The sequence below is a fragment of the Egibacteraceae bacterium genome, assembly GCA_040905805.1.
GTDB lineage: Bacteria > Actinomycetota > Nitriliruptoria > Euzebyales > Egibacteraceae > DATLGH01.
The window spans coordinates 1-26319 of sequence record JBBDQS010000012.1 but is presented as its reverse complement, the minus strand read 5'-3'; the positions used below and the strand labels follow the sequence as shown (position 1 = coordinate 26319).

At 73.5% G+C, this 26319-nt stretch carries 24 protein-coding genes; 13 read left to right on the top strand and 11 right to left on the bottom strand.

Annotation, left to right across the window (positions count from 1 at the left end; all coding sequences use genetic code 11):
- The first annotated feature begins 1 nt into the window (after position 1).
- The gene (locus tag WD250_02305; protein ID MEX2619029.1) at positions 2 to 1864 is read left to right on the top strand and encodes a UvrD-helicase domain-containing protein; all 1863 of its coding nucleotides are present in this window, start codon (positions 2 to 4) and stop codon (positions 1862 to 1864) included.
- 572 nt (positions 1865 to 2436) lie between these two features.
- Complete coding sequence (locus WD250_02300) at positions 2437 to 3036, top strand: response regulator transcription factor (protein ID MEX2619028.1); 600 nt, start codon at positions 2437 to 2439, stop codon at positions 3034 to 3036.
- Positions 3037 to 3049: 13 nt separating this feature from the next.
- On the opposite strand, the gene WD250_02295 is transcribed toward WD250_02300, so the two are convergent.
- A complete protein-coding gene (locus tag WD250_02295) occupies positions 3050 to 3652 on the bottom strand; it encodes an LmeA family phospholipid-binding protein (protein ID MEX2619027.1) in 603 nt (200 codons plus the stop codon).
- Between the two features lie 121 nt (positions 3653 to 3773).
- On the opposite strand from WD250_02295, the gene WD250_02290 reads away from it, so the two are divergent.
- Positions 3774 to 4337, top strand: coding sequence for a pyridoxamine 5'-phosphate oxidase family protein (locus WD250_02290; GenBank protein ID MEX2619026.1), 564 nt, complete (start codon positions 3774 to 3776; stop codon positions 4335 to 4337).
- A 28-nt stretch (positions 4338 to 4365) separates the two neighbouring features.
- Here WD250_02290 and WD250_02285 read toward each other — a convergent pair whose 3' ends face one another.
- The 7 genes from WD250_02285 to WD250_02255 form a co-directional block, all read right to left on the bottom strand.
- Positions 4366 to 5418, bottom strand: coding sequence for an ABC transporter ATP-binding protein (locus WD250_02285; protein ID MEX2619025.1), 1053 nt, complete (start codon positions 5416 to 5418; stop codon positions 4366 to 4368).
- A complete protein-coding gene (locus WD250_02280; protein MEX2619024.1) occupies positions 5415 to 6230 on the bottom strand; it encodes an ABC transporter permease in 816 nt (271 codons plus the stop codon). The genes WD250_02285 and WD250_02280 overlap by 4 nt, the downstream gene beginning before the upstream one ends.
- Positions 6227 to 6952 carry a molybdate ABC transporter substrate-binding protein gene (gene modA / locus WD250_02275; protein MEX2619023.1) on the bottom strand — a complete coding sequence of 242 codons (726 nt, stop codon included), beginning with the start codon at positions 6950 to 6952 and terminating at the stop codon, positions 6227 to 6229. Before modA ends, WD250_02280 begins: the two co-directional genes overlap by 4 nt.
- A gap of 64 nt (positions 6953 to 7016) precedes the next feature.
- Positions 7017 to 8231, bottom strand: a complete 1215-nt coding sequence (locus WD250_02270) for a RimK family alpha-L-glutamate ligase (protein MEX2619022.1) — start codon at positions 8229 to 8231, stop codon at positions 7017 to 7019.
- An 86-nt stretch (positions 8232 to 8317) separates the two neighbouring features.
- Entirely contained in the window at positions 8318 to 8779 is a 462-nt protein-coding gene (locus WD250_02265; protein MEX2619021.1) for a hypothetical protein, read from the bottom strand.
- A gap of 70 nt (positions 8780 to 8849) precedes the next feature.
- A complete protein-coding gene (locus tag WD250_02260; protein ID MEX2619020.1) occupies positions 8850 to 10061 on the bottom strand; it encodes a TrkA C-terminal domain-containing protein in 1212 nt (403 codons plus the stop codon).
- Between the two features lies 1 nt (position 10062).
- The gene (locus tag WD250_02255) at positions 10063 to 11292 is read right to left on the bottom strand and encodes a magnesium transporter (protein MEX2619019.1); all 1230 of its coding nucleotides are present in this window, start codon (positions 11290 to 11292) and stop codon (positions 10063 to 10065) included.
- A gap of 71 nt (positions 11293 to 11363) precedes the next feature.
- Here WD250_02255 and WD250_02250 point away from each other — a divergent pair, with 71 nt between their 5' ends.
- Complete coding sequence (locus WD250_02250) at positions 11364 to 11798, top strand: CrcB family protein (protein ID MEX2619018.1); 435 nt, start codon at positions 11364 to 11366, stop codon at positions 11796 to 11798.
- On the top strand, positions 11795 to 12166 hold the full coding sequence (locus WD250_02245; GenBank protein ID MEX2619017.1) for a CrcB family protein: 372 nt from the start codon (positions 11795 to 11797) through the stop codon (positions 12164 to 12166). Before WD250_02250 ends, WD250_02245 begins: the two co-directional genes overlap by 4 nt.
- 48 nt (positions 12167 to 12214) lie before the next feature.
- On the opposite strand, the gene WD250_02240 is transcribed toward WD250_02245, so the two are convergent.
- The gene (locus WD250_02240) at positions 12215 to 13510 is read right to left on the bottom strand and encodes a TIGR03089 family protein (protein ID MEX2619016.1); all 1296 of its coding nucleotides are present in this window, start codon (positions 13508 to 13510) and stop codon (positions 12215 to 12217) included.
- A 198-nt stretch (positions 13511 to 13708) separates the two neighbouring features.
- Between WD250_02240 and WD250_02235 the strand changes: the two genes are divergently transcribed.
- The 5 genes from WD250_02235 to WD250_02215 all read left to right on the top strand — a co-directional run bounded on the left by WD250_02235 (position 13709) and on the right by WD250_02215 (position 18906).
- Complete coding sequence (locus tag WD250_02235; GenBank protein ID MEX2619015.1) at positions 13709 to 15184, top strand: LCP family protein; 1476 nt, start codon at positions 13709 to 13711, stop codon at positions 15182 to 15184.
- A gap of 25 nt (positions 15185 to 15209) precedes the next feature.
- Positions 15210 to 16082, top strand: coding sequence for a glucose-1-phosphate thymidylyltransferase RfbA (gene rfbA / locus WD250_02230; protein MEX2619014.1), 873 nt, complete (start codon positions 15210 to 15212; stop codon positions 16080 to 16082).
- A 75-nt stretch (positions 16083 to 16157) separates the two neighbouring features.
- Positions 16158 to 17162, top strand: coding sequence for a dTDP-glucose 4,6-dehydratase (gene rfbB / locus WD250_02225; protein ID MEX2619013.1), 1005 nt, complete (start codon positions 16158 to 16160; stop codon positions 17160 to 17162).
- Positions 17163 to 18011, top strand: coding sequence for a dTDP-4-dehydrorhamnose reductase (gene rfbD / locus WD250_02220; GenBank protein ID MEX2619012.1), 849 nt, complete (start codon positions 17163 to 17165; stop codon positions 18009 to 18011).
- Positions 18001 to 18906 (top strand): glycosyltransferase family 2 protein, encoded by a 906-nt coding sequence (locus WD250_02215; GenBank protein MEX2619011.1) that lies wholly within the window; start codon positions 18001 to 18003, stop codon positions 18904 to 18906. Before rfbD ends, WD250_02215 begins: the two co-directional genes overlap by 11 nt.
- Positions 18907 to 18909: 3 nt before the next feature.
- On the opposite strand, the gene WD250_02210 is transcribed toward WD250_02215, so the two are convergent.
- A complete protein-coding gene (locus WD250_02210) occupies positions 18910 to 20976 on the bottom strand; it encodes a protein kinase (GenBank protein MEX2619010.1) in 2067 nt (688 codons plus the stop codon).
- 59 nt (positions 20977 to 21035) lie between these two features.
- On the opposite strand from WD250_02210, the gene WD250_02205 reads away from it, so the two are divergent.
- Positions 21036 to 22379, top strand: coding sequence for a replication-associated recombination protein A (locus WD250_02205; protein MEX2619009.1), 1344 nt, complete (start codon positions 21036 to 21038; stop codon positions 22377 to 22379).
- A gap of 28 nt (positions 22380 to 22407) precedes the next feature.
- Here WD250_02205 and WD250_02200 read toward each other — a convergent pair whose 3' ends face one another.
- Positions 22408 to 24333 carry a DUF5995 family protein gene (locus WD250_02200; GenBank protein MEX2619008.1) on the bottom strand — a complete coding sequence of 642 codons (1926 nt, stop codon included), beginning with the start codon at positions 24331 to 24333 and terminating at the stop codon, positions 22408 to 22410.
- A gap of 49 nt (positions 24334 to 24382) precedes the next feature.
- Here WD250_02200 and WD250_02195 point away from each other — a divergent pair, with 49 nt between their 5' ends.
- Positions 24383 to 25393, top strand: coding sequence for an NDP-sugar synthase (locus WD250_02195; GenBank protein MEX2619007.1), 1011 nt, complete (start codon positions 24383 to 24385; stop codon positions 25391 to 25393).
- Positions 25390 to 26220 carry a trehalose-phosphatase gene (gene otsB, locus WD250_02190; GenBank protein MEX2619006.1) on the top strand — a complete coding sequence of 277 codons (831 nt, stop codon included), beginning with the start codon at positions 25390 to 25392 and terminating at the stop codon, positions 26218 to 26220. The genes WD250_02195 and otsB overlap by 4 nt, the downstream gene beginning before the upstream one ends.
- The last annotated feature ends 99 nt before the right edge of the window (positions 26221 to 26319 follow it).

Below are 26319 nucleotides of genomic sequence, written 5' to 3'. Positions count from 1 at the left end.
GGTGACCAGTCACCCGGAGATCACCGCGGAGCAGGGCCATGTCGACCGTGCGTACGCGCGGCTGGCCGCGCTCCGCGATCGGGCCCGCACGCTCGCGGCGGGGGTCGTGCGTCTCGGCGCGGGCGGCACGCACCAGGCCCGTTTCGACCGTGACGTGTTCGTCGAGACCAGCGCCCGGCGGCTCGCCGCGCTGGAGGTCGGTCAGGAACCGCTGGTGTTCGGCCGCCTGGACCTGCACGACGGGGGGCACGTGCACATCGGGCGGGTCGCGGTCGCCGACGCCGCGTTCGAACCGCTGGTGCTCGACTGGCGCGCCCCGGCTGCGGCGTCGTTCTACCGCGCGACCGGCGCCGAGCCGCTCGGGGTCACGCGCCGCCGGCACATCCGCTGCCGCGGCCGGCAGGTGGTGGACCTCGACGACGAGCTGCTGGCCGAGTCGGCCGGCGGCGAGCTGGCGCTTGTTGGCGAGGCGGCGCTGCTCACCGCGCTCGACCGCCGGCGCACGGGCACGATGCGCGACATCGTCGCGACGATCCAGCGCGAGCAGGACGAGGTCGTGCGGGCGCCGCTGGAGGGCGTCCTGGTGGTGCAGGGCGGGCCGGGCACCGGCAAGACCGCCGTCGCCCTGCACCGCGCCGCCTACCTGCTCTACACGCACCGCGGGCGCCTTGACCACGGCCGGGTCCTGCTGGTCGGCCCGACCCCGGGCTTCCTGCGGGCCATCGGGGAGGTGCTGCCCTCCCTCGGCGAGGACAGCGTGCGCCTCGGCCGCCTGGCGGACCTGCCGGGCCTTCCGCCGGTCGGTGCCGCCGACGCCCACGAGGCGGCGGTGGTCAAGGCGGACGGGCGCATGGCGGCGGTGCTCGCGCGCGTGGCCCGACATGTTCGGGGGCGGGCACGGGGCGGGGAGGCGCCGCCGCTCCTGGCCCGGGCCGTGGTGCGGCAGCTGTTCGCCTCGCCACGCCGCCTGCGGCACGCCGCCGCCGGCATCCTGACCGACGCGGAGCAGGCGCTGCTGGTCCGTCCGACCGACGCGGCGTGGAGCGCGGACGACCTCGCGCTGCTCGACGAGCTCGCTGCCTGCCTGACCACCGACGAGGAGGCCAGCACCTTCGCCCACGTGCTGGTCGACGAGGCGCAGGAGCTGACCCCCATGCAGTGGCGGATGCTCACCCGCCGGTGCCCGTCGCGGTCCATGACGATCGTGGGCGACCTCGGGCAGGCCGGCGGGGTGTGGACGCCAGGCAGCTGGGAGGACGTCGCCCGGTTGCTCGTGGGTGCCCGCGGCCGCTCGACCATCCGCGCGCTGACGGTCAACTACCGCACGCCGGCCGAGATCATGGAGTGGGCGGGGACCATGCTGGCCGTCACCACCCCGGCGTTGGGACCCCCCCGGTCGGTGCGCCGGACCGGGGCGCACCCGGAGGTCGAGCGGGTCGAGCGGTCGGTGCTGCCGGGGACGCTGGCGGCGACGGTGGCCGGTCTCGTGGAGGCTGGCGGCACGGTGGCGGTCGTGGCCCCGAGCGCCATGGCGGCGGCGGTGCGCCAGTGGGCCGGCGGGCACGCCGTCGTCCACACCGTCGAGGACGTCCGCGGCCTGGAGTTCGACAGTGTCGTCGTGGTCGAGCCGGCGGCGATCGTCGAGGAGCGGGGCCTGCGCGGCCTCTACGTCGCCTGCACCCGGCCGACCCAGCGCCTGACCGTCCTGCATACGAGGGGGCTCCCGGCGGGCTGCGGTCAGTCGGCGACCCGAACGGAGTCGAGCACCCGTTGGAGCGTTGGGTCCCCGCCGGCCACCGGCTCGCGGCTGCGGATCTCGACGATGACGTCGTCCCGCTCGATGAGCAGCCGCGACAGCCGGTAGGGGCGCGACCGGTCACCCTCGTCGTACTCGAGCTCGGCTTGCAGCAGCACGGCCTCCGGGGCGCCGTGGACGTCCGCGGGGCCCGCGGTGACCATCTGCCCGTCGACGGCCTCCAGCTCCTGCTCGAAGGCGTCCGTGAGCGTCGTCAACCCGTCTGCGGTGTTGCGGTAGCGGTAGACGGCGACGCCGTTGTTGTCCTGGTCGACGACCTCGACCAGGGCGTCCTCGATGCGGGTGTCCTCGTCTTCGTAGACGACCCAGGCGCGCGGGTGGTCGAACACCACGTCACCGACGGCGCGGCTCGTCCATCCGGTATCGTCCGAGGAGCACGCCACAGCGACGAGCACGAGCACCACCACCGACACGCGTCGGACCCTCATGCGCAGCGGCCCTCCCAGGACGGCTCGGCGGCGCCACGGACGGCGCCGACCCTCGATCGAGGTCACCACCACAGCGTACGGGTTCGCGCGCGCAGGCCCCCCCGTATACTGCACACCGGTGTAGTTCTCATGGGAGACAACGATGACCATGTTCTGTTGGAGCGCACGCGGGCGACGCCACCTTCCCCCGCCGTGAGAATCGTGCTGGCGGACGAGGAGGACCTGTTTCGGGGGGCGTTCGTCGCCCTGCTCGAGCAGGAGGCGGACGTCGAGGTCGTGGCCGCGGTCGGCAACGGCGATTGCGCCGTGGCACAGGCCCTGGAGCACCGGCCCGACATCGTGGTGCTCGATGTGCTCATGCCGGGCAGGGACGGCATCGAGGCCGCTGCGGACATCCGCGCGCGCATGGACGTGCCGATCGTCATCGTGACCCGTCAGGCACGCCCCGCGGTGCTGCGCCGCGCCCTGCAGGCGGGGGTGCAGGGGTTCGTCCCCAAGACCACGCCGGCCGAGCGCCTCGTCAGCATCCTGCGTGACGTGCAGATGGGCAACCGCTACATCGACCCGGAGGTCGCCGCCCGCGCCCTGACCGTGCCGCAGTCCCCTTTGACCCCCAGGGAGGCGCAGGTGCTCCGGCTCACCATGCAGGGGGGGCCGGTGGCGGCCATCGCCGAGCAGGTCTCCCTCGCGGCGGGCACGGTTCGCAACTACCTGTCCACGGCCATGGCCAAGGTCGGCGCCAGGAACCGGTTCGATGCGGCCCGCATCGCCGCCGAGCGGGGTTGGATCTAGCCGCTCCGGCGCGCTACTGCAGGAAGGGCGGCGGCACGTCGATGGTGCAGGACAGCTCGATGCGGTCACCGCCTGTGGCCGTCTCGTCGGGGGCGCACGGCAGGATGTCGGGCAGTGCGATGTCGGGCAAGCCGGCGGGCAGGCGCACGGCGCCGCCCTGCACGTCCAAGGGCAGCGTGCGCCGGGTGCCGGCGATCTCCACCACGAGTTGGCCGTCCTCGATCCGCACGGGCACGCCGAGGGCGTCGGTCAGCACGTTGGGGTCCAGCACGGCGGTGACCCGCCCGCGGTCGATGGCGCGCACCCGCACCTGCCCGCCCAACAGGGCGTCGCGGTCCAGCGACACGCCCTCGAGCTCGAAGCGCACCGCCGCCACCGGCAGCTGTTGCCCGACGACCTCGTCGATGGTGACGCTCAGGCGCGGCACCTCGTTGGTGGCGAGCAGCCGGGTGACCACCGGGAACGGACCGACCCGCGCGGACACGCCCAGCGCGCCCGCGGTCTGCTCCTGGACCCGCTCCTCGATGCGGGCGCTCGCCAGCTGCGGAGCGACCAGCTCCACGGCCAGCGCCGCCACGGCGAGCAGCACCACGAGACCGAACAGGACCTTCTTCATGGATGACCTCCGGTAGGTCGGCAAGCCTATTCTGATGCAACGGGGGCGGGACGTTGTCGGATGGACAGGCGCTCCCTGCGCGCCATGGGCATGTCGCCGGCGACGCGGTAGCGTGCGGGGGATGGCCGAGCAGATCGATCGCATCGACCCGAAGCTGGGCGCGTGGCTCGAGGCGCAGCCGGTGTTCTTCGTCGCGACTGCGCCGGGAGCGCTCGACGGGCACGTGAACGTGTCGCCGAAGGGCATGGACACCCTACGGGTGCTCGGTGCGCACGAGGTCGCCTACCAGGATCTCACCGGCAGCGGCTCGGAGACCATTGCGCACCTGCGCGACAACGGGCGCATCGTGCTGATGGCCTGCGCGTTCTCGGGTCCCCCGCGCATCGTGCGGCTCCACGGCCGCGGCCAGGTGGTGCTGCCCGACGAGCCGGCGTACGCGACGCTCGACCAGCGCTTCCCGCCGCACGTCGGCGCCCGCGCCTACATCCGCGTGGCGGTGACGCGCATCTCGTCGTCCTGCGGGTACGGCGTGCCCCTCTTGGAGGTTCAGGGCCCCCGCGACGTGCTCGACCGGTGGAGCGAGAAGAAGGGACCCGACGGTCTGGTGGCCTACCGGGCCGAGCGCAATGCGTCCAGCATCGACGGGCTGCCCGCCTACCCCGCCCCCGACCGCGCCGAGGGCTGACCGTCTCGGCGCCCCCGCGGGGCGGGGGTCAGCGAGGGAACAGCTCCACCTCGGAAGCCTTGACCGACACCCAGGCCGCGACCCCCTCACGCAGGGAGAGCTCGGCGAGGCTGCCGGGGGTGATCTGCGCCACGATCGGCAGCGGTCCCGTGATGTGCACCCGGACGTGGTCGCGGTGCAGGTCGATCGCGGCGACGGTGCCCTGCCAGGTGTTGCGGGGGCTGCCGCTCGGTGGTGCCACGTGCAGCGCCACCGCGCGGGGGTGCACGACCGCGAAGACGTCGCCGTCGCCGGCGTCCGCGCTGTGCAGGCGCGCACCCTCGGTCAGGGTGATGTCGTGGCCGGCCGCGACACCGCGGTAGAGGTTGAGGCCGACCAGGCGTGCCACCCAGTCCGAACGCGGTCGCCGGGCGACGTCGGCGGCGGGGCCGTCCTGCACGACCGTGCCGCCCTCCAGGATCACCAACCGGTCGGCCAGCGCCAGTGCCTCCAGCGGCTCGTGGGTGACCAGCAGGCACGGACCGGCGAACGCGTCCAGGTGGGCCTGTAGCTCGCGGCGCACCGTCTGGCGGGCCTCGACGTCCAGGGCGGCCATCGGCTCGTCGAGCAGCAACAGGTCCGGGGCGCTGGCTAGCGCGCGGGCCAGCGCCACCCGCTGCGCCTGCCCTCCGGACAGGGCCCGCGGTCGGTGACCGGCCTGGGCGGACAATCCCACACGCTGCAGCCAGGCCGCGGCGGCGGAGCGCGACTGGATCCTGCCCGCCCCGCGGCAGCGCAGCCCGAAGGCCACGTTGTCGATCACGGACAGGTGGGGGAACAACACCTGGTCCTGGAAGACCATGCCGACGGCGCGGCGCGCGGCGGGTTCGCGGACGTTCGCGGCGGGGTCCTCGAGCGTCCGCCCGTCGAGGACCACCCGTCCGTCGGCAAGCGGCAGGAGTCCGGCCAGGGCCCGCAGGAGGCTGGTCTTGCCGGCCCCGTTGGGGCCCAGGACGGCGACGACCTCACCGGCGGCCACGGCGATGGTGACGTCCAGGCGCAGGTCGCCATGGGCCAGCGCGACGCGGGCGTAAAGGCTCATGAGCCACCCAGGAACCGGTCGCGCAGCGCTACGAGCACCAGCACCGACACAGCCAGGAGGACCAGGCTCAGCAGGTACGCCGCCTCGGGGTTGCGGCCCAGCTCCAGGTAGACCGCCAGGGGCATGGTCTGGGTCCGACCCGGCAGGTTGCCGGCGAAGGTGATCGTCGCCCCGAACTCCCCGAGGGCGCGGGCCCAGCACAGGGCCATGCCCGCCGAAAGCGACGGCAGCAGCAGGGGCACGGTCACGCGCCGGAACGTCGTCCACCGGCTGGCGCCCAGCGTGGCGGCGGCATCCTCGTAGCGGCGGTCCAGCATCCGCAGCCCGGACTCCACGCTGACGACCAGGAACGGCATGGCCACGAACGTCGCCGCGAGCACCACCGCGGCGCCGGTGAAGGGGATGGTGACACCGGTCAGGGCCTCCAGCGGGCGTCCGACCAGCCCGCGGCGACCGAACGCGAGCAGGAGGCCCACCCCGCCGACGACGGGGGGCAGCACCATCGGCAGCACCGCCAGGGCGCGCAGGATGCGCTTGCCCGGGAAGTCGTAGCGGGCGAACAGCAGCGCCAGCGGCAACCCCAGCACGGTGGCCAGCGCCAGCGCGGCGAGGGAGGACATGAGCGAGACGCGCAGTGCGGCGCCGACGGCGGGATCGCCAAGCAGCGCACCCGCCTGGCGCCACGGGGTGCCGGCGACCAGCCCCGCCAGGGGCAGCAGCAGGAGGGCCAGGCCGACCATGCCGAGCGCCAGCACCGGGGCGGGCAGGCCACCCTGCCGGTGGTCGGCGTCCGGCGGCCGATCGCGTCTCACGGTGCCCGCAGCCCGTGCCGGGCGAGGATGGCCTGCCCCTCCTCGCCGAGGACGAACGCGACGAAGGCACGCGCGTCGGCGGGATCGGCCGGACCGGCCAGCGCCGCGATGGGGTAGGCGACGGTGACGTTGGCGCCTTCGGGGATGGCCACCCCGTCGACCCGGCCGTCCGCCGCGACGACGTCGCTGGCGTACACCACGCTGGCGTCGGCCTCGCCGAGCACGACCCGCCCCAGAGCAGTGCGCACGTCGGCTTCCAGCGTCGCGGGTTCCACCGTGACCCCGGCGGCGTCGAGCACGCGGCGGGCGTGGGCCCCGGCCGGCACCTGTTCGCCGGGCAGCGCGACCACGAGGTCGGGGTCGGCGAGGTCGGCCAGACCCCGAACCCCCCGCGGGTTGCCCTCCTCGACCGCGATGGCCAGGCGGTTGGCGGCGAACACCCGGGGTTGCGCGGCGAGGTTGCCCGCCTCCTCGACGACGGCCATCTGCTCGGCCGCGGACGAGGCGAAGACGTCAGCGGGCGCGCCCTGGTTGATCTGGTGGGCCAGGGTCTGGCTGCCGGCGGCGTTGACGTCGACCCGGACGCCGGGGTGGTCAGCCGCGAAGGCGTCGGCGAGCTCGGCGAACGCGTCGGTCAGCGACGCCGCGGCGAAGACCGTGAGGCGCGTGGGGTCGCCGGCCGCCGGCCTTTCGCCCGCCCCGCAGGCGGTCAGGACCACCACGGCGGTCAGCGCCGCCCACCGCCCGCGCCGGCTCCGGGGTCGGGCACCGGCAGCGACGAGGCCGTCACGCGCCGGCTTCGTCGTCCTCGCCGAGCATGGGGTCGTCGGGCAGCGGTTGGACCTTGGGTCGGGCACGCTTGCGCCGACGGGCGGGGACGAGGTCACGCATGGCCTCCAGCTTGCCGAAGCACAGCAGACGATCGCCGACCTCCAGCTCGCGGCTCCCCTTGGGGTTGGGGATCACGCGGGTGTCGCGGGTGAGGTTCAGGACCGTGACGTCCCGTTCCCGCAGGCCCGACTCGGCGATGGTCTTGCCCAGGATGTCGGCGCCCTCCCGGACGAGCAGCTCGGCCACGCCGTAGCCGGCGCTGACGGTGAGCCGCTGGCGCACGTCCAACTCGGGGAACGCCACCTGGTTGGCGATGTAGTCGATGATAGCACCGGCGATGTCGAGCTCGGTGGCGGTCTCGATGCCCTCCAGGCCCGGTGAGGAGTTGACCTCCATCACCAGCGGGCCGTCCGCGCCTTCGAGCATGTCGACACCGGCGACCTTGAGGCCCATGATCTGTGCCGCCTTGACCGCCACCGTGCGGTAGGCCTCGTCCAGCTCGACGATCTCCGTCGAGCCGCCCCGGTGCACGTTGGAGCGGAACTCGTCGCCCTGCGCGCTGCGTCGCATCGCCGCCACGACGCGGTCACCGACCACGAAGGCGCGCAGGTCCTTGCCCCTGCTCTCGGCGATGAAGCGCTGGATGAGCACGTTCTGCTTGGTGCTCTGGAGCGTCTCGATGACCGCTTCGGCGACCTTCTTGTCCGGCGCGAGGATCACCCCGATGCCCTGGGTGCCCTCCAGCAGCTTGATGACCACCGGTGCGCCACCGACGCGTTCCACCGCGGGCAGCACGTCGGCGCGGTCGCGCACGAAGGCGGTCGCCGGCATGCTGACGTCGTGGCGCGACAGGATCTGGATGGCGCGCAGCTTGTCGCGCGAGTTGGCGATCCCCGCCGCGGTGGTGGGGGTGTAGACATCCATCTGCTCGAACTGGCGGACCACGGCCATGCCGAAGAACGTGATGGACGCGCCGATGCGGGGCAGGACCGCGTCGTAGTGCGACAACGACTTCCCGCGGTACTGGAGATCGGGCTCGTCGCCGGTGAGGTCGATCGCGAACCGCAGGGTGTTCAGCACCCGCACCTTGTGCCCACGTTCGTGTGCGGCGGCCTTCAGCCGCCGCGTGCTGTAGCTCTCGGGAGCTCGGGACAGGATCGCCAGCTTCATGCGTCACCGTTTTCGCGTCGAGGTCTGCCTCCCTTGTATACCGCGACGTGCCGGGGGTCTCGACCGGTCCCCGCCCCCGACCGCGCCTACTCGCAGTCGCAGGCCAGCAGGCGCAGGGACCGCAACACGGTGTCGACCTCGGGAAAGGCGTGCTCGGGCGCGGGATAGGCGTCCGCCACCGCGGTGTAGCGGTCGGTCACGATCAGGGTGGGGCGACGCCCGTCGGGGCCGAGGAGCCGACGACAGACCCGCCCCTCCGGGTCCAGCAGCACCGGGAAGGGCCCGTCGGTGGGGCTTGCGCGCACCGCCCGGACCTCGGCGTCCGACCAGCGCAGGTCCGCCTCGCGCTCGTCGAGGCGTGCCAGGACACCATCGCAGGGCCGGCAGTCGTCGTGCAGGAAGCACAGCACCTGGGCGGCCCGCTGGCGCAGTTGGGACGGGCGCCATCGGCGCCCGGTGCGGGCGTCGGTGAACACCACGTCGGGCAGCATCTGGCCGGCGGCCAGCGTGGTGCCCGCCAGGGGCGTGGGGTCAAGGTCCAAGCTCACGTCTGCTCCTTCCTGCGCACCCGGAGCTTTCCCGTTCGGGCGCCGGCTCATCCGTGCGGGACATGCCGGCTCACCCAACGGAGGGGTCCTCCTGCTCGGCATCGTAGTCGCGCACATCGCCCAGGAGCGCGCGGAGGCGGGCCACCCCCTCCTCGGGGCCGGTGGCCAGGATGCGATCGCCGGCCTGGAGCTGGCGCCGGCCCCGAGGTCGGTACAGCCATCGGCCGCCTCGCTGGATCGCCAGGACGTACATGCCGGTCTCGGTCTCCAGCGACAGCTCGCGCAGGGTTTGCTGCTCGACGGGCGAGCCGGGGCCGACCATGGCGTCGGCGACGATCTCGTCTGCCTCGCGCAGCGCCACGGCCACCACCGGGTGGGGCTCCTCGTCGGACTCCACCAGACGCGTCATGTTCTGGGCCGCGTCGGCGATGCGCTCGGAGGAGTTGCCGATCTGCAGCAGGCCGCGCAGCTCGCCGTGCTCGGAGTCGTCCAGGCCGCTCGCGGCGCGCAGGACCCACCGCTGCAGCTCGTAGTAGAGGTCGTCGCACTGGTCCTCCAGCGTGGAGACCTCACCGACCAGGCCCCGGTCGCGGAACAGGATGGCCGAGTAGGCCAGGCCGACGGCGACCTCGGTGGCGTTCTTCAGCTCGACCAGGAGGTCGACCGCGCGGTCGAGGTCGGTCAGCCGTGTGGGCTGCGCCGGCCGCTGCAGACCGAACGGCTCCCCACCGGCGAGCTCGCGGACCCGGTCCACCCCTTCGGCCGGGCCCTGCAGGAACAGGACGTCGCCGTCGGCGATCACGGTGTCGCCCGAGGGCCCGTACAGGTAGTCCACGTCGCGGCGGATCGCGATCACCCACATGCCGGTCGCGCTCGGCAGCATGAGGTCGCGCAGGGCGCGGCTGGCCAGCTGGTTGTCCGGGCGCAGCTTGACGCGGGCTGTGACCTCCTCGGCGTGGCGCAGGTCGTCGCGCAGCTCGCCGGGCACGTCGAGATCCTTCAGGACCACGCGCGCGATGTCCTCGGCGGCGTCGGCGATCTCCTCCATGGAGTTGACCATGCCGAGCACCCCGGCCAGCGACTCCGCGTCGTCGGGTGAGCGGGCGGCGAGCATGCACATCACCCGCAGCTCGTGCACCGCGGCGTCCATGCGGTCCTCCAGACGGAGCACCTCACGACCCAGGTCGTCGTCGCCGAAGAACACGGCCGCGTAGGCCAGATCGACCATGAGCTCGGAGGCGTCCTTCGCCTCGACGATCAGTTCCTTCACGTTGCGTCGCATGTCAGATCACTCCGAACAAGGAGATCGCCGCAACCAAGCACAGGACCCCGAGGAAGTCCATGGTCGCGGTCACGATGGGGATGCCGTGGTTGTCGGGGTCCCACCCGAAGCGGAACGTCGCGGTCGCCGCGTAGTAGGCCACCACGAACATGAAGAAGAAGGCCAGCAGCCCGCCGAGGAGCGCGATCCCGATCATGGTGGCAAGACCAGGGGAGTCGAAGCCGAACAGGACCGCGACCGTGTGCGCGACCAACCCGACGCCGCTGAACGCCGTGATGCTGAACAGGACGGTGATCGAGCCCTCGAAGGCGGCGACCTTCTCGGGCCAGCTCCGCGGCGTGATGAGACCGAGATGCAGCTCGCTGCCGAGGCGCGCGGACAGGATGCCGCCCAGCGACCCGCAGTTGGCGATGAACGGCGGGATGAGCACGAGCAGCGCCGGGCTGTCGACGAACGCGTCGAGGCGCGCCTCCAGGACGCCACCGGCGAGGATGTCCACGATCGCGGCGTAGGTGAGCACCGGCAGGCTCTCCAGCATGATCCGGCGCGTGATCTGGCCGGGGCTGCGCAGGCCGAACCACACCGCGGCGACCGCCCCGGCGAGCAGGAGGCCGCCCAGCACCGCGCTGACCCGGGCGTCGGCGACCAGGAACGTCGCCAGGACGAGCGCCGGCAGGGTGACGATGTCGCCGACGGTGGTGACCAGCGGCGCGCCGATCGCGTCCATGTCCCAGTCCCGCCGTTGCGCGGTGCGTGCCAGCGCGATCACCATCAGCAGGATGAACACGCTGGCGAGGAGGCCGCCGACCATCGAGATCACCATCAGCTTCCACACCGCGATGCTGGGCAACCCGAAGGCGGATGCCAGGGCGCGCGCCGCGACGGCAGCCAGCGCGGAGCTGAACAGCGTCAGGAGCGCCGCGGCCTCCACGTTCTGCGCGGTGAACGACCGGCGGTCCCAGGCCGTGGTGAACTGTCCGGTGAGGATGCCCGTGCCGAGACGGGCCGCCAGCGCCCCGAAGATCGCCCCGCGCATGCCGATGGCCGCCGGAACCAGCAGCAGCAGACCCGGCAGTGCCGCCAGCAGCTCGTCCATGGAGCCCAGCACGGCGCCAGCCGCCATGCCGACCCCCGACGAGATCGCCAGCGCGACGAAGCCTTGCCGCAAGGTGCGCCGTTCCTGGCTCCAGTAGCCGACGACTTCCCGCGGCAGCGCGCGGTTGATCCGCATCGAGCGTGGTCCTTCCGCCGGGTGGCCGCGGCAGTCTACGCCCCCCGCCCCATCACCTACCCTCCTCTGCGATGCGAGCAACCCCCCTGCCGCCGGCACGCATGGTCGCCGCCGTGGCCATCGGTGGCGCGGCCGGAGCGTCCATCCGTGCGGCTGGCGTCGCGGCCTTCCCGACGGCCGCCGGCGGCTTCCCGTGGGCCACCCTCGTCGAGAACGTGACCGGGGCCTTCCTGCTCGGGGCGCTCCTGACGGTGCTCCAGCACCACCGGCCCGCCAGCCGCTACGGGCGTGCGCTGCTGGGCACCGGGCTGCTCGGTGCCTACACGACCTTCTCCACCTTCGCGGTCGAGCTGAGCCTGCTGCTGGCCGCCCGGTCGTGGGCCGTGGCCGGCCTCTACGCCACCGCCACCGTGGTCGTCGGTCTGGCGGCCGCCTTCCTCGGGGCGTCCGCGGGTCGGTGGCGGCCCCTGGGCGCCCGTGGCCGCAGAGGGGTCGAGCAGCCGTGACGGTCGTGGCGGTCGCGGTCGCGGGGGCGCTCGGCGCGTCGGCCCGCTACCTCGTGGACTGGGCCATCGCCCACCGCACCGGCGGCGCCAGGCCGTGGGGCACCCTGGCCGTGAACGTCGGCGGCTCGCTCGTGGGCGGCGTGGTCGCGGGCACGGTCCTGTTCGGTGACGCACCCGCCACCGTGGGGCTGGTGGCCGGGGTCGGCTTCGCCGGCAGCTTCACGACCTTCTCGACGTTCGCCGTCGACACGGTCCGCCTCGTCGCCGACGGGCACGTCCCGGCGGCGCTGGTCAACATCGCGGCCAACCTCCTCGCGAGCCTCGCGGCCGCCGGCGTGGGGCTGGCGGCTGCCGCGGCGCTCCTCTGAACTGGCCCCACCACGCCGGCCCGCCTCGGCGCCCTGCCCGCATGCGGGCTATGCGGGTCCGGTGACGAACACGTGCGTTGCGCCGTCGGGCCCGACGTCGGTGTAACCACGCTCGGCGGAGGCGAACCAGCCTGACCCGAGGGCGCGCTCGTCGAGGTCGGGGCGCCCGTCGTACCCGGCCATGACGACCGGCCCGCCGATCCCGAGACGACCCTCGGCACCGTGGTCCAGTGGCGCGCCAGCGGCATCCAGCGCCGCGACAGCCGCGCGGGCGGTGACGGCGCCGACCGGGCGCCCGGCGGCCTCCTCCAGCCACGCCCGCGTGTCCGCGTCGGGAGCCGGCGGGGACAGGGTCGAGATGCTCGTGGCTTCGGCCAGGCCGTGCCCCACGACGACGGGCAGGCGCTCGCGGACACCGGCGGTCACCCCGGGGTCGGCGCCCGCCGGCACCAGGGCGCAGCGCAGCCCCTCGGGCGGGCTGCCGGCCTCGAGCTGGTCCAGGTGGGCCGGGGCGAGGTGCAGGAGGGTGGCGCGTTCGTCCGCGGCCCGGCGCCAGAGGCGCGACGGGTCGAACGTCCGCGTCAGCACCACCGATGCGCCCGCCGCGAAGGCGCCGAGGTGGGCGAGGACGAGCCCGTCGGGCAGGTGGACCGCCCGGGTGCACAGCAGCCGATCGTCGGACCCGAGCCCCCAGGCTGCGAGGGCCTCGGCGGCGGCCAGAAGGTTGCCCTGCGTCAGACGGACGGCCGCCGGCGGGCCCGACCCACCGGCCGGCAGCACCAGGAGCGCCTCGTCTGGCGGCCCCACGTCGGGGTCGTCGTAGTCGTCGGCGAAGGCCAGCACCTCCTCCCCGTAGGCCACGGCGTCCTCGGGCGACGCGGCTGTCCCCGACAGGCGCCCACCCATGCCCTGACCGACCACGACCACCTGGGGCCGGTCGGCGCCGCCGGCGTCCTGGGTGAGCCCACCGACGAGATCCTCGCGTGCGACCACCGTGGCGGCGCCGGACGCGGCGAGCATGCCGGGGTCGGCGTCCACCGGAACCACGCTGCATCCCACCTTCCAGCACGCGAAGGCGACCACGACGGCGGTCCAGTGGTTACCGAGCAGGGTGGCGACGCGGTCGCCCCGGCCGACCTCCAGCTCCTCGACGAGGAGGTTGGCGGTCTTGGACACCCAGTTGTCGAAGGTGGCGTAGGAGAGCTCGGTGCGTTCCCCCCTCGCATCGTCGTAGAAGGTGATGAAGGGGGCGTGTCCACGGGTGCGCACCTGCTGGGACGCCAACGCGCCCAGGTTGCGGGCGGACGGCGGCGCGTCCTCGGGCGGGGTGTAACCGGAAGGCATGGCGAGGATGGTAGCGGCCGAATGGCCACCCCCGACCGACCGGGGATGGTGGAGTGGCGACGGGGCAGCGTGTACGGTTCCCCCTGTGGCCTGGCCCTGTGGGTCGCGCGCTGCTGATCCGCGCACTGTCCCGGTACATCTGCGCACAGCGGAGACCAGCCCACCCGACAGACGGCTCCAGAAGGACGACCTTTTCCCGTGCCCGAGATCGGCCACAGTCTGCCTCCCGGCGAGTTCGGCCCCCTCGAACGTGGGGGCGGTCGCCGTGGACGCCGTTGGTCGCTCCGGCGCATCGGGATGCTCGTCGGCGCGTTCGTCCTCGTGATGGGCCTGACGGCCTTGACCACCGCCGGTGCGCTGCTCTGGTACGGCGAACGGTCCATCGGCCGGGTCGACGTCGCCAACCTGGCCGGTCCGGCCGAGGCGATCGGTGACATCGAGGAGACCACCGGGATCCTGAACGTCCTGCTGGTCGGCGACGACAGCCGCAGGGGGCTGACCGACGAGCAGCTGGTCGCGCTGGGCACCGACCGGGTCGACGGGGGCCGCACCGACACGGTCATGCTGCTCCAGCTCGACCCCGGCCGCGCACACGCCTCGCTGTTGAGCTTCCCCCGAGATCTGCTCGTCACGCGCTGTGACGGCAGCGAGGGCAGGATCAACGCCGCCTACGGCATCGGCGAGGCCGACGGCACGGGCGGAGCGTCCTGCCTGGTGGACACCGTGACGGAGCTCACCGACATCCCGATCCAGCACTACGTGGAGGTCAACTTCGCCGGGTTCATCGATGTGGTCGACGTCCTCGGCGGGGTGACGATGTACATCGAGGAGCCGGGGCTGCGGGACCGCTACGCCGGGTTGGACCTCGAGCCGGGGTGCCAGACGCTTGACGGGACGGACGCGCTCGGGTTCGTGCGCGCCCGCAAGATCGACAACGACTTCGGACGGATGGCCCGCCAGCAACGCTTCCTGCGCGAGCTCCTGGGCGAGGTCGCCAGCGCGGGCACCCTGCTGAACGTGCCGCGCCTCTTCTCGCTCGTCAGCGCGGCCGGCAGCGCCGTCGAGACCGACCAGGAGCTGTCGTTGGCAGACATGCGCCGGATCGCCTTCAGCCTGCGCAACCTGACCACCGACGGGCTGGACACCCGCGTCGTCCCGGCCACGCCGCGGAGCATCAACGGCGCGGCGATGGCGGTCGTCGACGAGGACGAGGCCGAGGAGCTGTTCGTGGCCTTCCGGGAGGGCAGCGCCGCGCCCGACGACCTGGGGCGCGAGCAGCCGCAGGAGGTCGATGCGAGCGACGTGCCCCCCCTGACGGTCCTGAACGGCACCGGTGTGGCCGGGATGGCAGCCGCCGCAGCCGAGGAGCTCGAAGGCCGCGGGTTCACGGTCGAGGAGACCGGCAACGCGGACCGGTTCGGGTACGAGAGCGTGCGCGTCCTCCACCCACGGGAGCTGCTGGAGGAGGCCGAGCTCGTCGCCGGCGCCTTCACGGAAGCGGTCGTGGAGGTCGGGGAGCCCGGCGAGCCGTTCACCGTCGTGCTCGGCAGCGACTACGACCCGACCGACCCGGCCGATGACGACGGTCAGCCGGAGTCGACCTCGGTGGCCGCCGACGAGCCGGAGCCGGAACCGACCTTCGCGGGCGCGACGGCGCTGGAGCACCGGTGTTGACCCCCACCTCGAGTCGGAGTCGTCCATGAAGGGGATCGTCCTCGCGGGAGGCAGCGGCACGCGTCTGCACCCGGTGACGCTGGCGGTGTCGAAACAGCTGCTGCCCGTCTACGACAAGCCGATGGTCTACTACCCGATCTCGGTGCTGATGCTCGCCGGGATCCGCGACATCCTGGTCATCTCCACGCCGGCCGACCTGCCGATGTTCCGGCGGCTGCTCGGTGATGGCACGGGCCTCGGCGTCGCCTTCTCCTACGCCGAGCAGCCGGAGCCGCGGGGTCTCGCGGAGGCGTTCGTGATCGGGGCGGACTTCGTGGGGACCGACGACGCCTGCCTGGTGCTCGGCGACAACCTCTTCCACGGCCACGGGTTCGCCGGCATGCTCCAGCGCGAGGCCCGGACCGTGGCCGGGGCGACCCTCTTCGGCTACCCCGTCACCGACCCGCAGCGCTACGGCGTGGTCGAGTCCGCAGCGGACGGCAGCGCGCTGTCCATCGAGGAGAAGCCCGAGCAGCCCAAGTCCAACCTGGCCATCACCGGGCTGTACTTCTACGACAACGACGTGGTCGGGATCGCGAAGGACCTCGCCCCGTCGGCTCGCGGCGAGCTGGAGATCACCGACGTCAACAACATCTACCTGCGGGCCGGCAAGGCCAAGGTCGTGAACCTCGGACGCGGGATGGCGTGGCTCGACACCGGCACCCACGACAGCCTGCTCGACGCCGCCACCTTCGTGCAGGTGCTGGAGCAGCGGCAGGGTGTGCGCATCGCCTGCCTGGAAGAGGTCGCCTACCGCATGGGCTTCATCGGCCGCGACCAGCTCGCCAACCTGGGCGCGGGCCTGGGCAAGTCCTCCTACGGGGCCTACGTGCGCAGCCTGGCGGCCGAGGACGGTTAGCCGCGCCGCCCCGCTTCGCCCGCCGGCCCCGATTGTGGAAGGCTGGTCGGGCCTGCCATCACGCTGAGGAGCACCATGCGCATCTTCGTCACCGGCGGGGCCGGCTTCATCGGCTCCAACTTCATCCGCCATGTCCTGGCGACCCAGCCCGACGTCCGGGTCACCAACTACGACCGCCTGACGTACGCCGGGAACCTCGCGAGCCTCGTCGACGTCGCCGACGACCCCCGGTACACGTTCGTGCATGGCGACATCAACGACGCCGCCCTGCTCGCCGAGGCGCTGCCCGGCCACGACGCGATCGTCAACTTCGCTGCCGAGAGCCACGTCGACCGTTCGATCACCGACTCGGACGACTTCATCCAGGCCAACGTCGCCGGCGCGAACACCCTCTTCACCGCAGCGATGCGCCTCGAGGTCGGGCGCTTCCTGCACATCTCCACCGACGAGACCTACGGCTCGGTCGCCGAGCCGGAGTCGTTCGTGGAGGGCGATGCGCTGGAGCCCAACTCGCCGTACTCGGCGTCGAAGGCCGCAGCGGACCTGCTCGCGCGGGCCTACGGGGTCACCTACGGCTACCCCATCACCGTGACGCGCACCGCCAACAACTTCGGTCCCTACCACTATCCCGAGAAGGTCATCCCGCTGTTCGTCACCAACCTCATCGACGGGCACAACGTGCCGCTGTACGGCGCCGGTGCCAACGTCCGGGACTGGACGTACGTCCTGGACAACTGCGCCGCCCAGTGGCTGGTGCTGACCGAGGGCGAGCAGGGCGCGGTGTACAACGTCGGAGCCGGCAACGAGCTCAGCAACAAGGAGCTGACCTACACGCTGCTCGAGCGCTTCGGCCTGACCGGCGACGCCGCCGACGCCCGGGTCGACTACGTCGCCGACCGCCCGGGCCACGACCTGCGCTACTCCGTGGACACCAGCCGGATCCGGGCGCTGGGCTGGAAGCCCGAGCACTCGTTCGCCGACGCCCTGGACGCGACGATCGCCTGGTACCGCGAGCGGGAGGACTGGTGGCGGCCGCTCAAGCAGGGCGGGGCCGGTGCCCGTCAGGGGCTGAGGACCTAGGTGCGGGTCCTGGTCACCGGGGCAGGCGGCCAGCTCGGCCACGACCTGCTCGCCGCGTTCGCCGACGACGAGGTCGTCGGCGTGGACCACGCCGCCCTGGACGTCACCGACGAGCCGTCCGTCGTCGCGGCCGTGCGCGACCACGGTCCGGATCTGGTCGTCCATGCCGCCGCGTTCACCAAGGTCGATGCGTGCGAGTCCGAACCGGACACCGCGTGGTCGGTGAACGCGATCGGGTCGTGGTGGGTCGCCCGGGCGTGCGCGCTGGCGGGAGCCGCGATGGTGTACGTGTCCACCGACTACGTCTTCGACGGGCTGGCGGATCGCCCGTACACCGAGTTCGACCGGACCAATCCGCAGTCCGTGTACGGGCGCACCAAGGAGGCGGGGGAGCAGCTCGTGCGCCGGGCGCTGCCGGCCCACTACATCGTGCGGACGTCGTGGGTGCACGGGGCCCACGGGGGCAACTTCGCCAGGACCATGCTGCGACTCGGCGAGGAGCGGGGGGCCGTCGCGGTGGTGGACGACCAGACCGGCTCGCCGACCTTCACCTTCGACCTCGCACCGGCGATCCGCCGCCTGGCCGTCTCGGGCCGTCACGGCACCTACCACCTCACCAACGCCGGGCACTGCACCTGGTTCGAGTTCGCGGGCGCGGTCTTCGAGGAGGCCGGCCTGGACGTGGACCTCACCCCGACCGACACCGCTGCCTTCGGGGCTCCGGCGCCGCGGCCGGCGTTCGGCGTCCTGGACAACCGCCTGGCGCGGCTGACGGGTCTGGCACCCCTGCCGCCATGGCGGGCCTCGTTGCAGCGGTTGCTCGCGGAGATGGGCCGGGGTGACGGCTGACCCCGTCTGGTCCGAGGTCGGCGACAGCGCAGCCGAGCAGGTCGCCGTGGTCGTGGTCAACCACAACACGCGCGAGGACCTGCTCGCCTGCCTGGGCAGCCTCGAGGCCGCGGGCGCCGACCTGCTGGTCGCGGTCGACAGCGGGTCAAGCGACGGCAGCATGCAGGCCGTGGCCGCCGCGTTCCCGACCGTGCGCCGCCTGGCGCTGCCCAACGTCGGGTTCGGCCAGGCGGCCAACGCCGGGGTGGCGCTGACCGCCGCACCGGTCGTCGTGGTGGCCAACGCCGACACCCTCTTCCCCCCGGGGTCGGTCCGGGCTATGGGCGCACACCTGGCGGCCCATTCGGACGTGGGTGCACTCGGGCCGATGGTGCGCTTCCCCGACGGTCGCGTGCAGCACTCCGCCCGCGCCTTCCCCTCCCTGGGGCAGGCGATCGGCCATGCCCTGCTGGGCCTGTGGAGGCCGGACAACCGGTGGACGCGGGCGTACCGGCTCACCGACTGGGATCATCTGAGCGAGCGCGACGTCGACTGGGTCAGCGGCTGCTGCCTGGCGCTGCGCCGGGACGCGTTCGACGACGTCGGTGGCTTCGACCCCGCCTACTTCATGTTCGTGGAGGACGTGGACCTGTGCGACCGTCTGCGCCGGCGGGGTTGGCGCGTCGTCTTCTCCCCGGTCGCCGAGGTCACCCACGCCGTCGGCGGCGCCGTCTCCCGGCGGCGGTTCCGCATGGTGGTCGAGCACGCCCGCTCCCTCGACCGGTTCTTCTCGCGCCGCTACGCCACCTGGCCCCGCCGGCTGCTGCGCTTCCCGCTGCGGATCGGGCTGGCGGGCTGGGTGCTGGTCACGATGCTGTGGTCGTTGCTACGCGGGCGGCCGCACGCGCACGGGTGAGCGTCACCAGCCCGGATCGCGGTCGTCGGCGGAGTGGTCGGTGACCCGCACCGCGGATCCACCGTCGGCGCCCACGACGTAGATCTCGTGGTTGCCGTCCCGGTTTGACTGGAACACGACGAACCGTCCGTCGGGTGAGAACTCCGGATCGAGGTCGTCGTAGGCCTCGGAGCTAGTGAGCCTGTCCAGGCCGCTGCCGTCGGCGCGGACGACCATGATGTTGTCGGCCCCGGAGCGATCACTGCCGAAGACGAGGCGTTCGCCGTCCGCCGACCAGGACGGGTGGAAGTCCGTGCCGGAATGGTCGGTGAGGTTGCGCAGCCCCGTGCCGTCGGCGTTCATCACCCAGATGTCCAGCGGCCCGTCACGGTCGCTCTGGAACGCGAGCTGCGTGCCGTCGGGGGCCCAGGCCGGACGCGCGTCGCTGCCTTCCCCGCCGGTCAGCGGGCGTGGCTCCGCACCGGTCGCGTCGACGACGTAGAGATCACGCCCGCCGGCCCCCTGGCGGCTGAACGCCACCGCCTGGCCGTCGGGCGACCACGTCGGATCGAAGTCGCCTGCCGGCCCCCCATCGGTCAGCTGTTCGACGGAGCCGTCATCGACCCGGACCGCGTACAGCGCGAAGGTACCGCCACGGTTGCTGGCGAAGACTATCTCGTCACGGTCCGGCGACCACGCGGCCTGCCGGTCATCGGCGGGGTGCTGGGTGAGGTTGCGGAGCCCACTGCCGTCGGCACGGACGACGTAGATCTCGCGGTTGCCGTCACGCTGGCTGTCGAAGGCGATGAGCTCTGCGACGTCGGTGGGCGTGGCGGGCTCGGTCTCGGCAGGGTTGGGGTCGGGGTCAGGCTCGGGGTCGGGGTCGGGATCGGGCGGGGGGTCCTCGGCCGACGTCTCCGCCCCGGTGAGCACCTGCGCGGCGGTGATCCCGCCGATCGCGAGCACGGCGAGCACGCCGACGACCGCAGCCACGAGCCGTCCCCGCCGCGCGGGGGGTGGTGTGGGCCGACCTCCGGGTGGCGGCGGGGCGGGGCGCCGCGGAGACGCCGCCGGCTGGGGACGGTCGACGGTGTAGGTCTGCTCCTCGGACGGGTCCGGGGTGGCAGCCGCCGGGGGCGGCGCGGGATCCCGCGCGGTCGGGGGCTCGCCCTCGTCGACACGGGTGAAGTCGATGGTGTCCTCGAGCTCCCTCGGTACCGCTACCGCCGGGGTGGTGTGGGGCGCGCCGGCCGCGTCCTCGAGCGCGTCCACGAGCGCGGTGCAGTCGGGGTAGCGCTGCGCCGGGGACTTCGCCAGCGCCCGCTGCAGGGCCTCGTCGAGGGCGCCGGGCAGGTCGGGTCGTGCCGCGCTCAGCGGCGGCGGCGAGTCGTGCAGGTGCGCGGCGATCAGGGGCAGCGCCGAGTCGCTGTCGGTGCGAAACGGCGGCGCCCCGGTCAGGCACTCGTGGAGCATGCAGGCCAGCGAGTACTGGTCGGCCCGGCCGTCGAGCGCAGCCCCCTCGATCTGCTCGGGGGCGACGTAGGACAGGGTGCCGAGCAGCTGGCCGGCGCTCGTGAGCGCCGTGTCCGAGCTGGAGTGCTTGGTGAGGCCGAAGTCGGCCAGGAAGCAGTGCGGGGCGTGCTCGGCGGGTGCGCGCTCCAACAGGACGTTGCCCGGCTTCACGTCGCGGTGCACCAGGCCCTGCGCGTGCGCGGCATCAAGCGCCGAGGCGACCTGGCGCATCATGCCCAGCGTCATGTCGACCGCCAGGGGAGCGTGGTCGTCGATCATGCCTTGGAGGTCCCCGCCGGTCACCAGGCGCATCGCCAGGTACAGCAACCCGTCGGCCTCCCCGGCGTCGAAGATGGGCACGATGTGGGGATGGTCGATCCGCGCGGCCATGCGCGACTCCCGGATGAACCGCTCCCGGAACTCCTCGTCGGCACCGCGGGGGCCCGACAGCGTCTTCAGCGCGACCCGGCGGCCGAGGTGGATGTGCTCGGCGAGGTACACCACGCCCATGCCGCCGCGACCGGCTACCCCCTCGATCCGGTAGCCGGCGAGGTGGGCTCCGACCGGCAGCTCGTTCATCACGGGCCCTCAGCATATCGGTCCGGCGACCCGGCGGGGGACGGTGCGACACTCCCGGGATGAGCGAGCGACTGTTCGACGACGACCCCGCCGGCGCGGGGACCGCCGAGGCGCCGGCCGGCGCGGCCATGTCCGGCGCCCCGCTGCCCGCGCGCCTGCGTCCCCGGACCCTCGACGAGGTCGTGGGGCAGCGTCACCTGGTGGGGTCGAAGGGGCCGCTACGCGCGGCGATCACCGCCGACCGGGTCACGAGCGTGGTGCTCTGGGGCCCGCCGGGCACGGGCAAGACCAGCCTCGCCCACGTCATCGCGGCGTCGACGCAGGCGGCGTTCGCCGAGCTGTCGGCGGTCACCGCAGGGGTCAAGGACGTGCGCCGCATCGTCGAGGAGGCCCGCGCCCGCCGCACCCACGCCGGCCGCCGCACCAATCCCGCCACCGGCCCGCGCCGCACCGTGCTGTTCATCGACGAGGTGCACCGCTTCAACACGTCACAGCAGGACGCGCTGCTGCCCGGCGTCGAGGACGGCTCGGTCGTCCTGATCGGCGCGACGACCGAGAACCCCTACTTCGAGGTCAACCCGCCGCTGCTGTCGCGCAGCCTGCTGTACCGCCTGGAGCCCCTCGATGCCGACGACGTGCGGGCGCTGCTGGCCCGCGCGGTCAGCGACGAGCGCGGTCTGCCCGGGGTGACCGTGGAGGAGGACGCGCTCGGTGCGCTGGTCGAGGCCGCCGACGGCGACGCCCGCGTGGCCCTGACCGGGCTGGAGACCGCCGCGGCGCTGGCCGACCCGGTGACCGTCGAGGCGGTGCGGTCCGCGCTGGCCAACCCCCACCTGCGCTACGACAAGACCGCCGACAACCACTACGACCAGGTCAGCGCCTTCATCAAGGCGCTGCGCGGGTCGGATCCCGACGCGGCGGTCTACTGGCTGGTGCGGATGCTGACCGCCGGGGAGAACCCCCGGTTCCTCGCGCGCCGCATGGTCGTCCTCGCGGGCGAGGACGTCGGGCTGGCCGACCCCCAGGCGCTCACCGTCGCGGTTGCGGCCTTCCAGGCGCTGGAGTTCGTCGGCCTGCCCGAGGCCCGCTTCGCGCTGGCGGAGGCGGCCGTGTACCTCGCCCTGGCACCCAAGTCCAACCGGGTCACCCTGGCGCTGGCGGCCGCCGACGAGGCCGTGGCCCGCCTCGGCAACGCCCCGGTGCCCGCGCACCTGCGCGACGCCCACTACAAGGGCGCCGCGAAGCTCGGCCACGGGGCGGGCTACCGCTACCCCCACGACGACCCGCGCGGCTGGGTGGACCAGCCCTACGGCCCCGACGGCCTGGGCCGCCTGTACGAGCCCGGCCCGCACGGCCACGAGCCCGATCTCGCCCGCTGGCGCGCCGGCCGCGCCCCGCAGTGACGCGCCCTGCCCTGCGGTTCGGGACGCCTCAGCCGTCCGCCAGCATCAGGGTGGTCGTGGTGAGCCGCTGGCTCAGCACGCGCACCAGGCCGATGGCGACGCGTGGGTGCTGGTGCAGCAGCTGCGCGAGGACGCCGGTCGCCAGGAACACGGTGCGGACCGGGGTGACGGCCGTGCAGTCGGCCGTCGCCGGGGCGTCGTTCAGCGCCGAGAGCTCGCCGAGGGCGTCGCCACGGCCGAGGTCGGCCACGTCCACCCGCCTGCCGTCGCGGTCCTGGGTGACCCGGACGCGGCCCTCCGTGATCAGGTGGATGCCGTCGGCCCAGTCGCCGCTGCGGATGATGGCGGTGCCGGCGCCGAAGGTGCACTCCTGCAGCTCCTCGGCCACGGGCAGCAGCGAGGCGGGGTCCACCTCCAGGAACACGGCCGTGGACTTCAGGAACAGCACCTGCTCGATGAGCTGGGCCATGGCGTGGCCTCCTTCGTGGTCCGCGGTCAGCCCGTGACCCGCCGCGCATACGCGCACCCACGGGTCCGGATGGACGGCGAGCAGCGTCTGTGCGTGGACGAGCGGCAGCGGTGCGGTGTCGGCGTGCAGCGGTCGAGGAGGGCGACCCGTTCGGGCCAGCAGGTCGCTCTGGCGCTGCTCGTAGTCCCGCAACGCCTCGGCCAGGTCAGGGGTGGCGGCGATCTCGGGGACAGCCACGCATCGCCGGGCGTCATCGAGGGCGGCCTGCCAGGCGTCGTGCACCCTGGCGACCGCGCGGCGGGGCAGGTCCCCGGCGGCGACGTACCCGCCGGCAAGGGCGACGGTCAGGGCGGCGTGGGCCTGGCGACCCCCACGGCGCCAGTACCGCTCGAGGTCCTTGCGCCGGCGCGCCGGTGCGTGCCGGGCGACCATGGCCGCGAAGTTGCCCGCGAGCTCCTCCTGGTCCGCATCGACCAGGGCGTCCAGGACCACGGCCGGGTCCGCGCCGGCGAAGGCGAGCTGGCGGAGCGCGAGGTCGGCGACGACCGGGTTGGTCGTGGCCATCGCGAGCAGCTGGTCGCGGGCTGACTCCGGAAGGTCGGTCTGGCGGTCGCGCCAGCCCCGCGACCCGCCGACGGCGCGCCGTGGGTTGGCCGTCAGGGCGGCGACCAGGTGGGTGTGGCTGGCCGCGTGGGCATCGATCATCGCGGCGACGGCCGCGCGATCAGTCTCGGTCGGGGCGTGCACCAGCAGGCTGGTGTGGGCCCAGGAGGTGTCCCGGGCCTCCATCAGCAGGCGCTGGCCCAGGGTCCTGGTGAGGCGCGCGACCGGCTTGGTGCCCCACGCCAGCGTCCGGGCGAAGGTGCGCAGCACCGTCTCCTGGATGTGGGGGATGCTCTCCCACCCGACCTGGTTGATGAGCAGGAAGTCACGGTAGCGGGCGTCGGGCACGCGGGCCCTCGAGATCGAGGGCCGTGGCGGGCTCGGATCGCTGAGGTCGCCGGCGGCACGACACGCCCCCAGCGTCACGAAGGCCAGGTCGTAGTGGATGTGGGCGTTCATCCCGAGGAGCATCGCCTGCACGACGTTCGCCCGACCCGACTGGGCGGAGCCGAACGCGACCCGCCAGGCGCGGCACTGGGTCGGGTCGCCCCGACCCCACCGGCGGACCTGTTCCAGGTAGGCGTCGACGAACCGGCAGGACATGTCCGCGGCCCAGTCCGCGTCGGCGAAACGCCCGGCGGCGAGCGCCGCCCGCACCCGCCGGGAGAACGTCAGGTAGGTGAGGTGGAACACCGCACGGTAGTCGCCGGCACCGACGAGGGTCTCCTGCTGCTCGGCCATGGTCGCGAGACGGTCGTCGAAGCCGGTCAGCGTGTAGCCGCCCGCTGGCGGGTCCTGCTGGCCGAAGCCGATGCGCACGTCGGCGACGCCCGGAGCAGCGGCCGTGACCGACTCCGGCGAGGGCTCGCTGTCTGCACCCATGGCACGGCGATGATAGGCGGTCGGCTCGCAGGCTCTACGCTGGGAACCCATGCATGCCGTCATCCTCGCCGGCGGGAAGGGCACGCGCCTGCGCCCGCTCACCGACACCCGGCCCAAGCCCCTCCTGCCCTTCATGGGTGAGCCCTTCGCCGTGGGCCTCCTGCGCCGCCTCGCCGAGGTCGGCTGCGACCGGGCGACCTTCCTGGTCGGCGCGGACGCCACCCCGTGGCGGGGCCTTGAGGCCGACGGCGTCGACGTCACGGTGGTCACCGAGGAGACCCCCTTGGACACCGCCGGCGCGGCCCGGCGGCTGCTGGGCGCTGGTGCCGACGGGCCGGTGCTCGTGTGCAACGGCGACATCCTCACCGACCTGGACTTCGCCGAGCTGCTCGCGGCGCACGAGCAGGCCGACGCGGCCGCCACGCTGGCCCTGACCCGCGTCGGGGACACGACGAGCTTCGGGGTCGTCGTCTGCGACGACGACGGCGTCGTGCGCGACTTCGTCGAGAAGCCCGCACCGGGCACCGTCGACGCGGACACGGTCAACGCCGGCACCTACGTGCTCGCCCCCGACGTGTTCGCCGGGTTCCCCGGCGACGGGCCCCTGTCGTTCGAGCGGGCGGTGTTCCCCGGGCTGCTCGACGCCGGCGCGCGCTTGCTCGGCGTCGTCTCCGACGCGCACTGGCAGGACCTCGGGACCCCCGAGCGCTACCTCGCCGGGCACCGCGCGGTGCTCGAGGGTCGGTGCGCCTGGCCGCTCGGTGCGGGGTTGCGCCTGCAGGGCGCCACCGGGGTGCACAGCAGCGCGCAGGTCGACCCGACCGCCGACGTCGGCCCGGGGGTGGTGGTCGGCCCCGACTGCACCGTGGGCCCGGGAGCCCGACTGGCCGATGCCGTGCTGCACGCCGGGGTCGCGGTGGGCGCGGAGGTCCAGGTGCGCGGCGCCATCGTCGGGCCCGGCGCCCGGATCGGCGCCACCGCGGTGGTCGGTCCCGACGTGGTGCTGGCCGACGGGCAGGTCGTCGCCGCCGGCACGCGCATCCCCGCGGGGGCGGCATGAGCCGCGCAGCGATCCGCGACCTGCCCTCGGCGGTGGACCGGGCCGCCGAGATCGCCGAGCGTCTCGCCGGCGTGACGCCGGCGGTGTTCCTGGACTACGACGGGACCCTGACCCCCATCGTCGAGCATGCGGCCGATGCCACCCTGCCCGCGTCGACACGGGAGGCGATCCGCGCCCTGGCCGCGGTGGTGCCCGTGGCGATCGTCAGCGGGCGCGACCTCGCCGACGTGCGGGCGATGGTCGGCATCGACGGCATCGCCTACGCCGGCAGCCACGGCTTCGACATCGTCGAGCCCGATGGTGCGCGCCACGAGCGCGCCCCCGAGGCCCTGCCCGCGCTCGACCGGGCGCAGACCGCGCTCGAGGACGTGCTCGGGGCGATCCCCGGGGTGTCGGTGGAGCGCAAGCGCTTCGCCGTCGCCGTCCACTTCCGCCAGGCCGACCCGGCGCGGGTCCAGGCCATCGAGGAGGCGGTCGACCAGGCCGTCACGGCCGCCGAGGGCCAGCTGCGCAAGACCGGCGGCAAGAAGATCTTCGAGGTGCGACCGGCCGTGGCGTGGGACAAGGGCAAGGCGCTGCGCTGGCTGCTGGACGCCCTCGGCCTGGACCGCCCCGATGTCGTCCCGCTGTACGTGGGCGACGACGTCACCGACGAGGACGCCTTCGACGCCATCGCCGCCGACGGCATCGGCGTGGTGGTGTGCGGCGAAGACGACGCACGCACGACCGCCGCCCACTACCGTCTCGACACCCCCGACCAGGTGCGCGACCTGCTCGACGGGCTCGTGCCCGACGGGGGGTCGGTGTCAGGTCCTGACCCCTGCTAGCGGGTGATCGGGACACTGGCGATCCTTGCCGCCCGGGGCCCGGGGACCGCGCGACTCAGCATCCCATGGCGGTCGCTTCGCGACCGCCTCACCCGGCAC

What these genes read in the sequence shown, in the direction of transcription:
- WD250_02295 (MEX2619027.1), bottom strand. Translation starts at nt 3,652, where the DNA reads ATGAAGAAGGTCCTGTTCGGTCTCGTGGTGCTGCTCGCCGTGGCGGCG.
- WD250_02290 (MEX2619026.1), top strand. Translation starts at nt 3,774, where the DNA reads ATGGCCGAGCAGATCGATCGCATCGACCCGAAGCTGGGCGCGTGGCTC.
- WD250_02285 (MEX2619025.1), bottom strand. Translation starts at nt 5,418, where the DNA reads ATGAGCCTTTACGCCCGCGTCGCGCTGGCCCATGGCGACCTGCGCCTG.
- WD250_02270 (MEX2619022.1), bottom strand. Translation starts at nt 8,231, where the DNA reads ATGAAGCTGGCGATCCTGTCCCGAGCTCCCGAGAGCTACAGCACGCGG.
- WD250_02260 (MEX2619020.1), bottom strand. Translation starts at nt 10,061, where the DNA reads ATGCGACGCAACGTGAAGGAACTGATCGTCGAGGCGAAGGACGCCTCC.
- WD250_02255 (MEX2619019.1), bottom strand. Translation starts at nt 11,292, where the DNA reads ATGCGGATCAACCGCGCGCTGCCGCGGGAAGTCGTCGGCTACTGGAGC.
- WD250_02250 (MEX2619018.1), top strand. Translation starts at nt 11,364, where the DNA reads ATGCGAGCAACCCCCCTGCCGCCGGCACGCATGGTCGCCGCCGTGGCC.
- WD250_02240 (MEX2619016.1), bottom strand. Translation starts at nt 13,510, where the DNA reads ATGCCTTCCGGTTACACCCCGCCCGAGGACGCGCCGCCGTCCGCCCGC.
- rfbA (MEX2619014.1), top strand. Translation starts at nt 15,210, where the DNA reads ATGAAGGGGATCGTCCTCGCGGGAGGCAGCGGCACGCGTCTGCACCCG.
- rfbB (MEX2619013.1), top strand. Translation starts at nt 16,158, where the DNA reads ATGCGCATCTTCGTCACCGGCGGGGCCGGCTTCATCGGCTCCAACTTC.
- WD250_02210 (MEX2619010.1), bottom strand. Translation starts at nt 20,976, where the DNA reads ATGAACGAGCTGCCGGTCGGAGCCCACCTCGCCGGCTACCGGATCGAG.
- WD250_02205 (MEX2619009.1), top strand. Translation starts at nt 21,036, where the DNA reads ATGAGCGAGCGACTGTTCGACGACGACCCCGCCGGCGCGGGGACCGCC.
- WD250_02200 (MEX2619008.1), bottom strand. Translation starts at nt 24,333, where the DNA reads ATGGGTGCAGACAGCGAGCCCTCGCCGGAGTCGGTCACGGCCGCTGCT.
- WD250_02195 (MEX2619007.1), top strand. Translation starts at nt 24,383, where the DNA reads ATGCATGCCGTCATCCTCGCCGGCGGGAAGGGCACGCGCCTGCGCCCG.
- otsB (MEX2619006.1), top strand. Translation starts at nt 25,390, where the DNA reads ATGAGCCGCGCAGCGATCCGCGACCTGCCCTCGGCGGTGGACCGGGCC.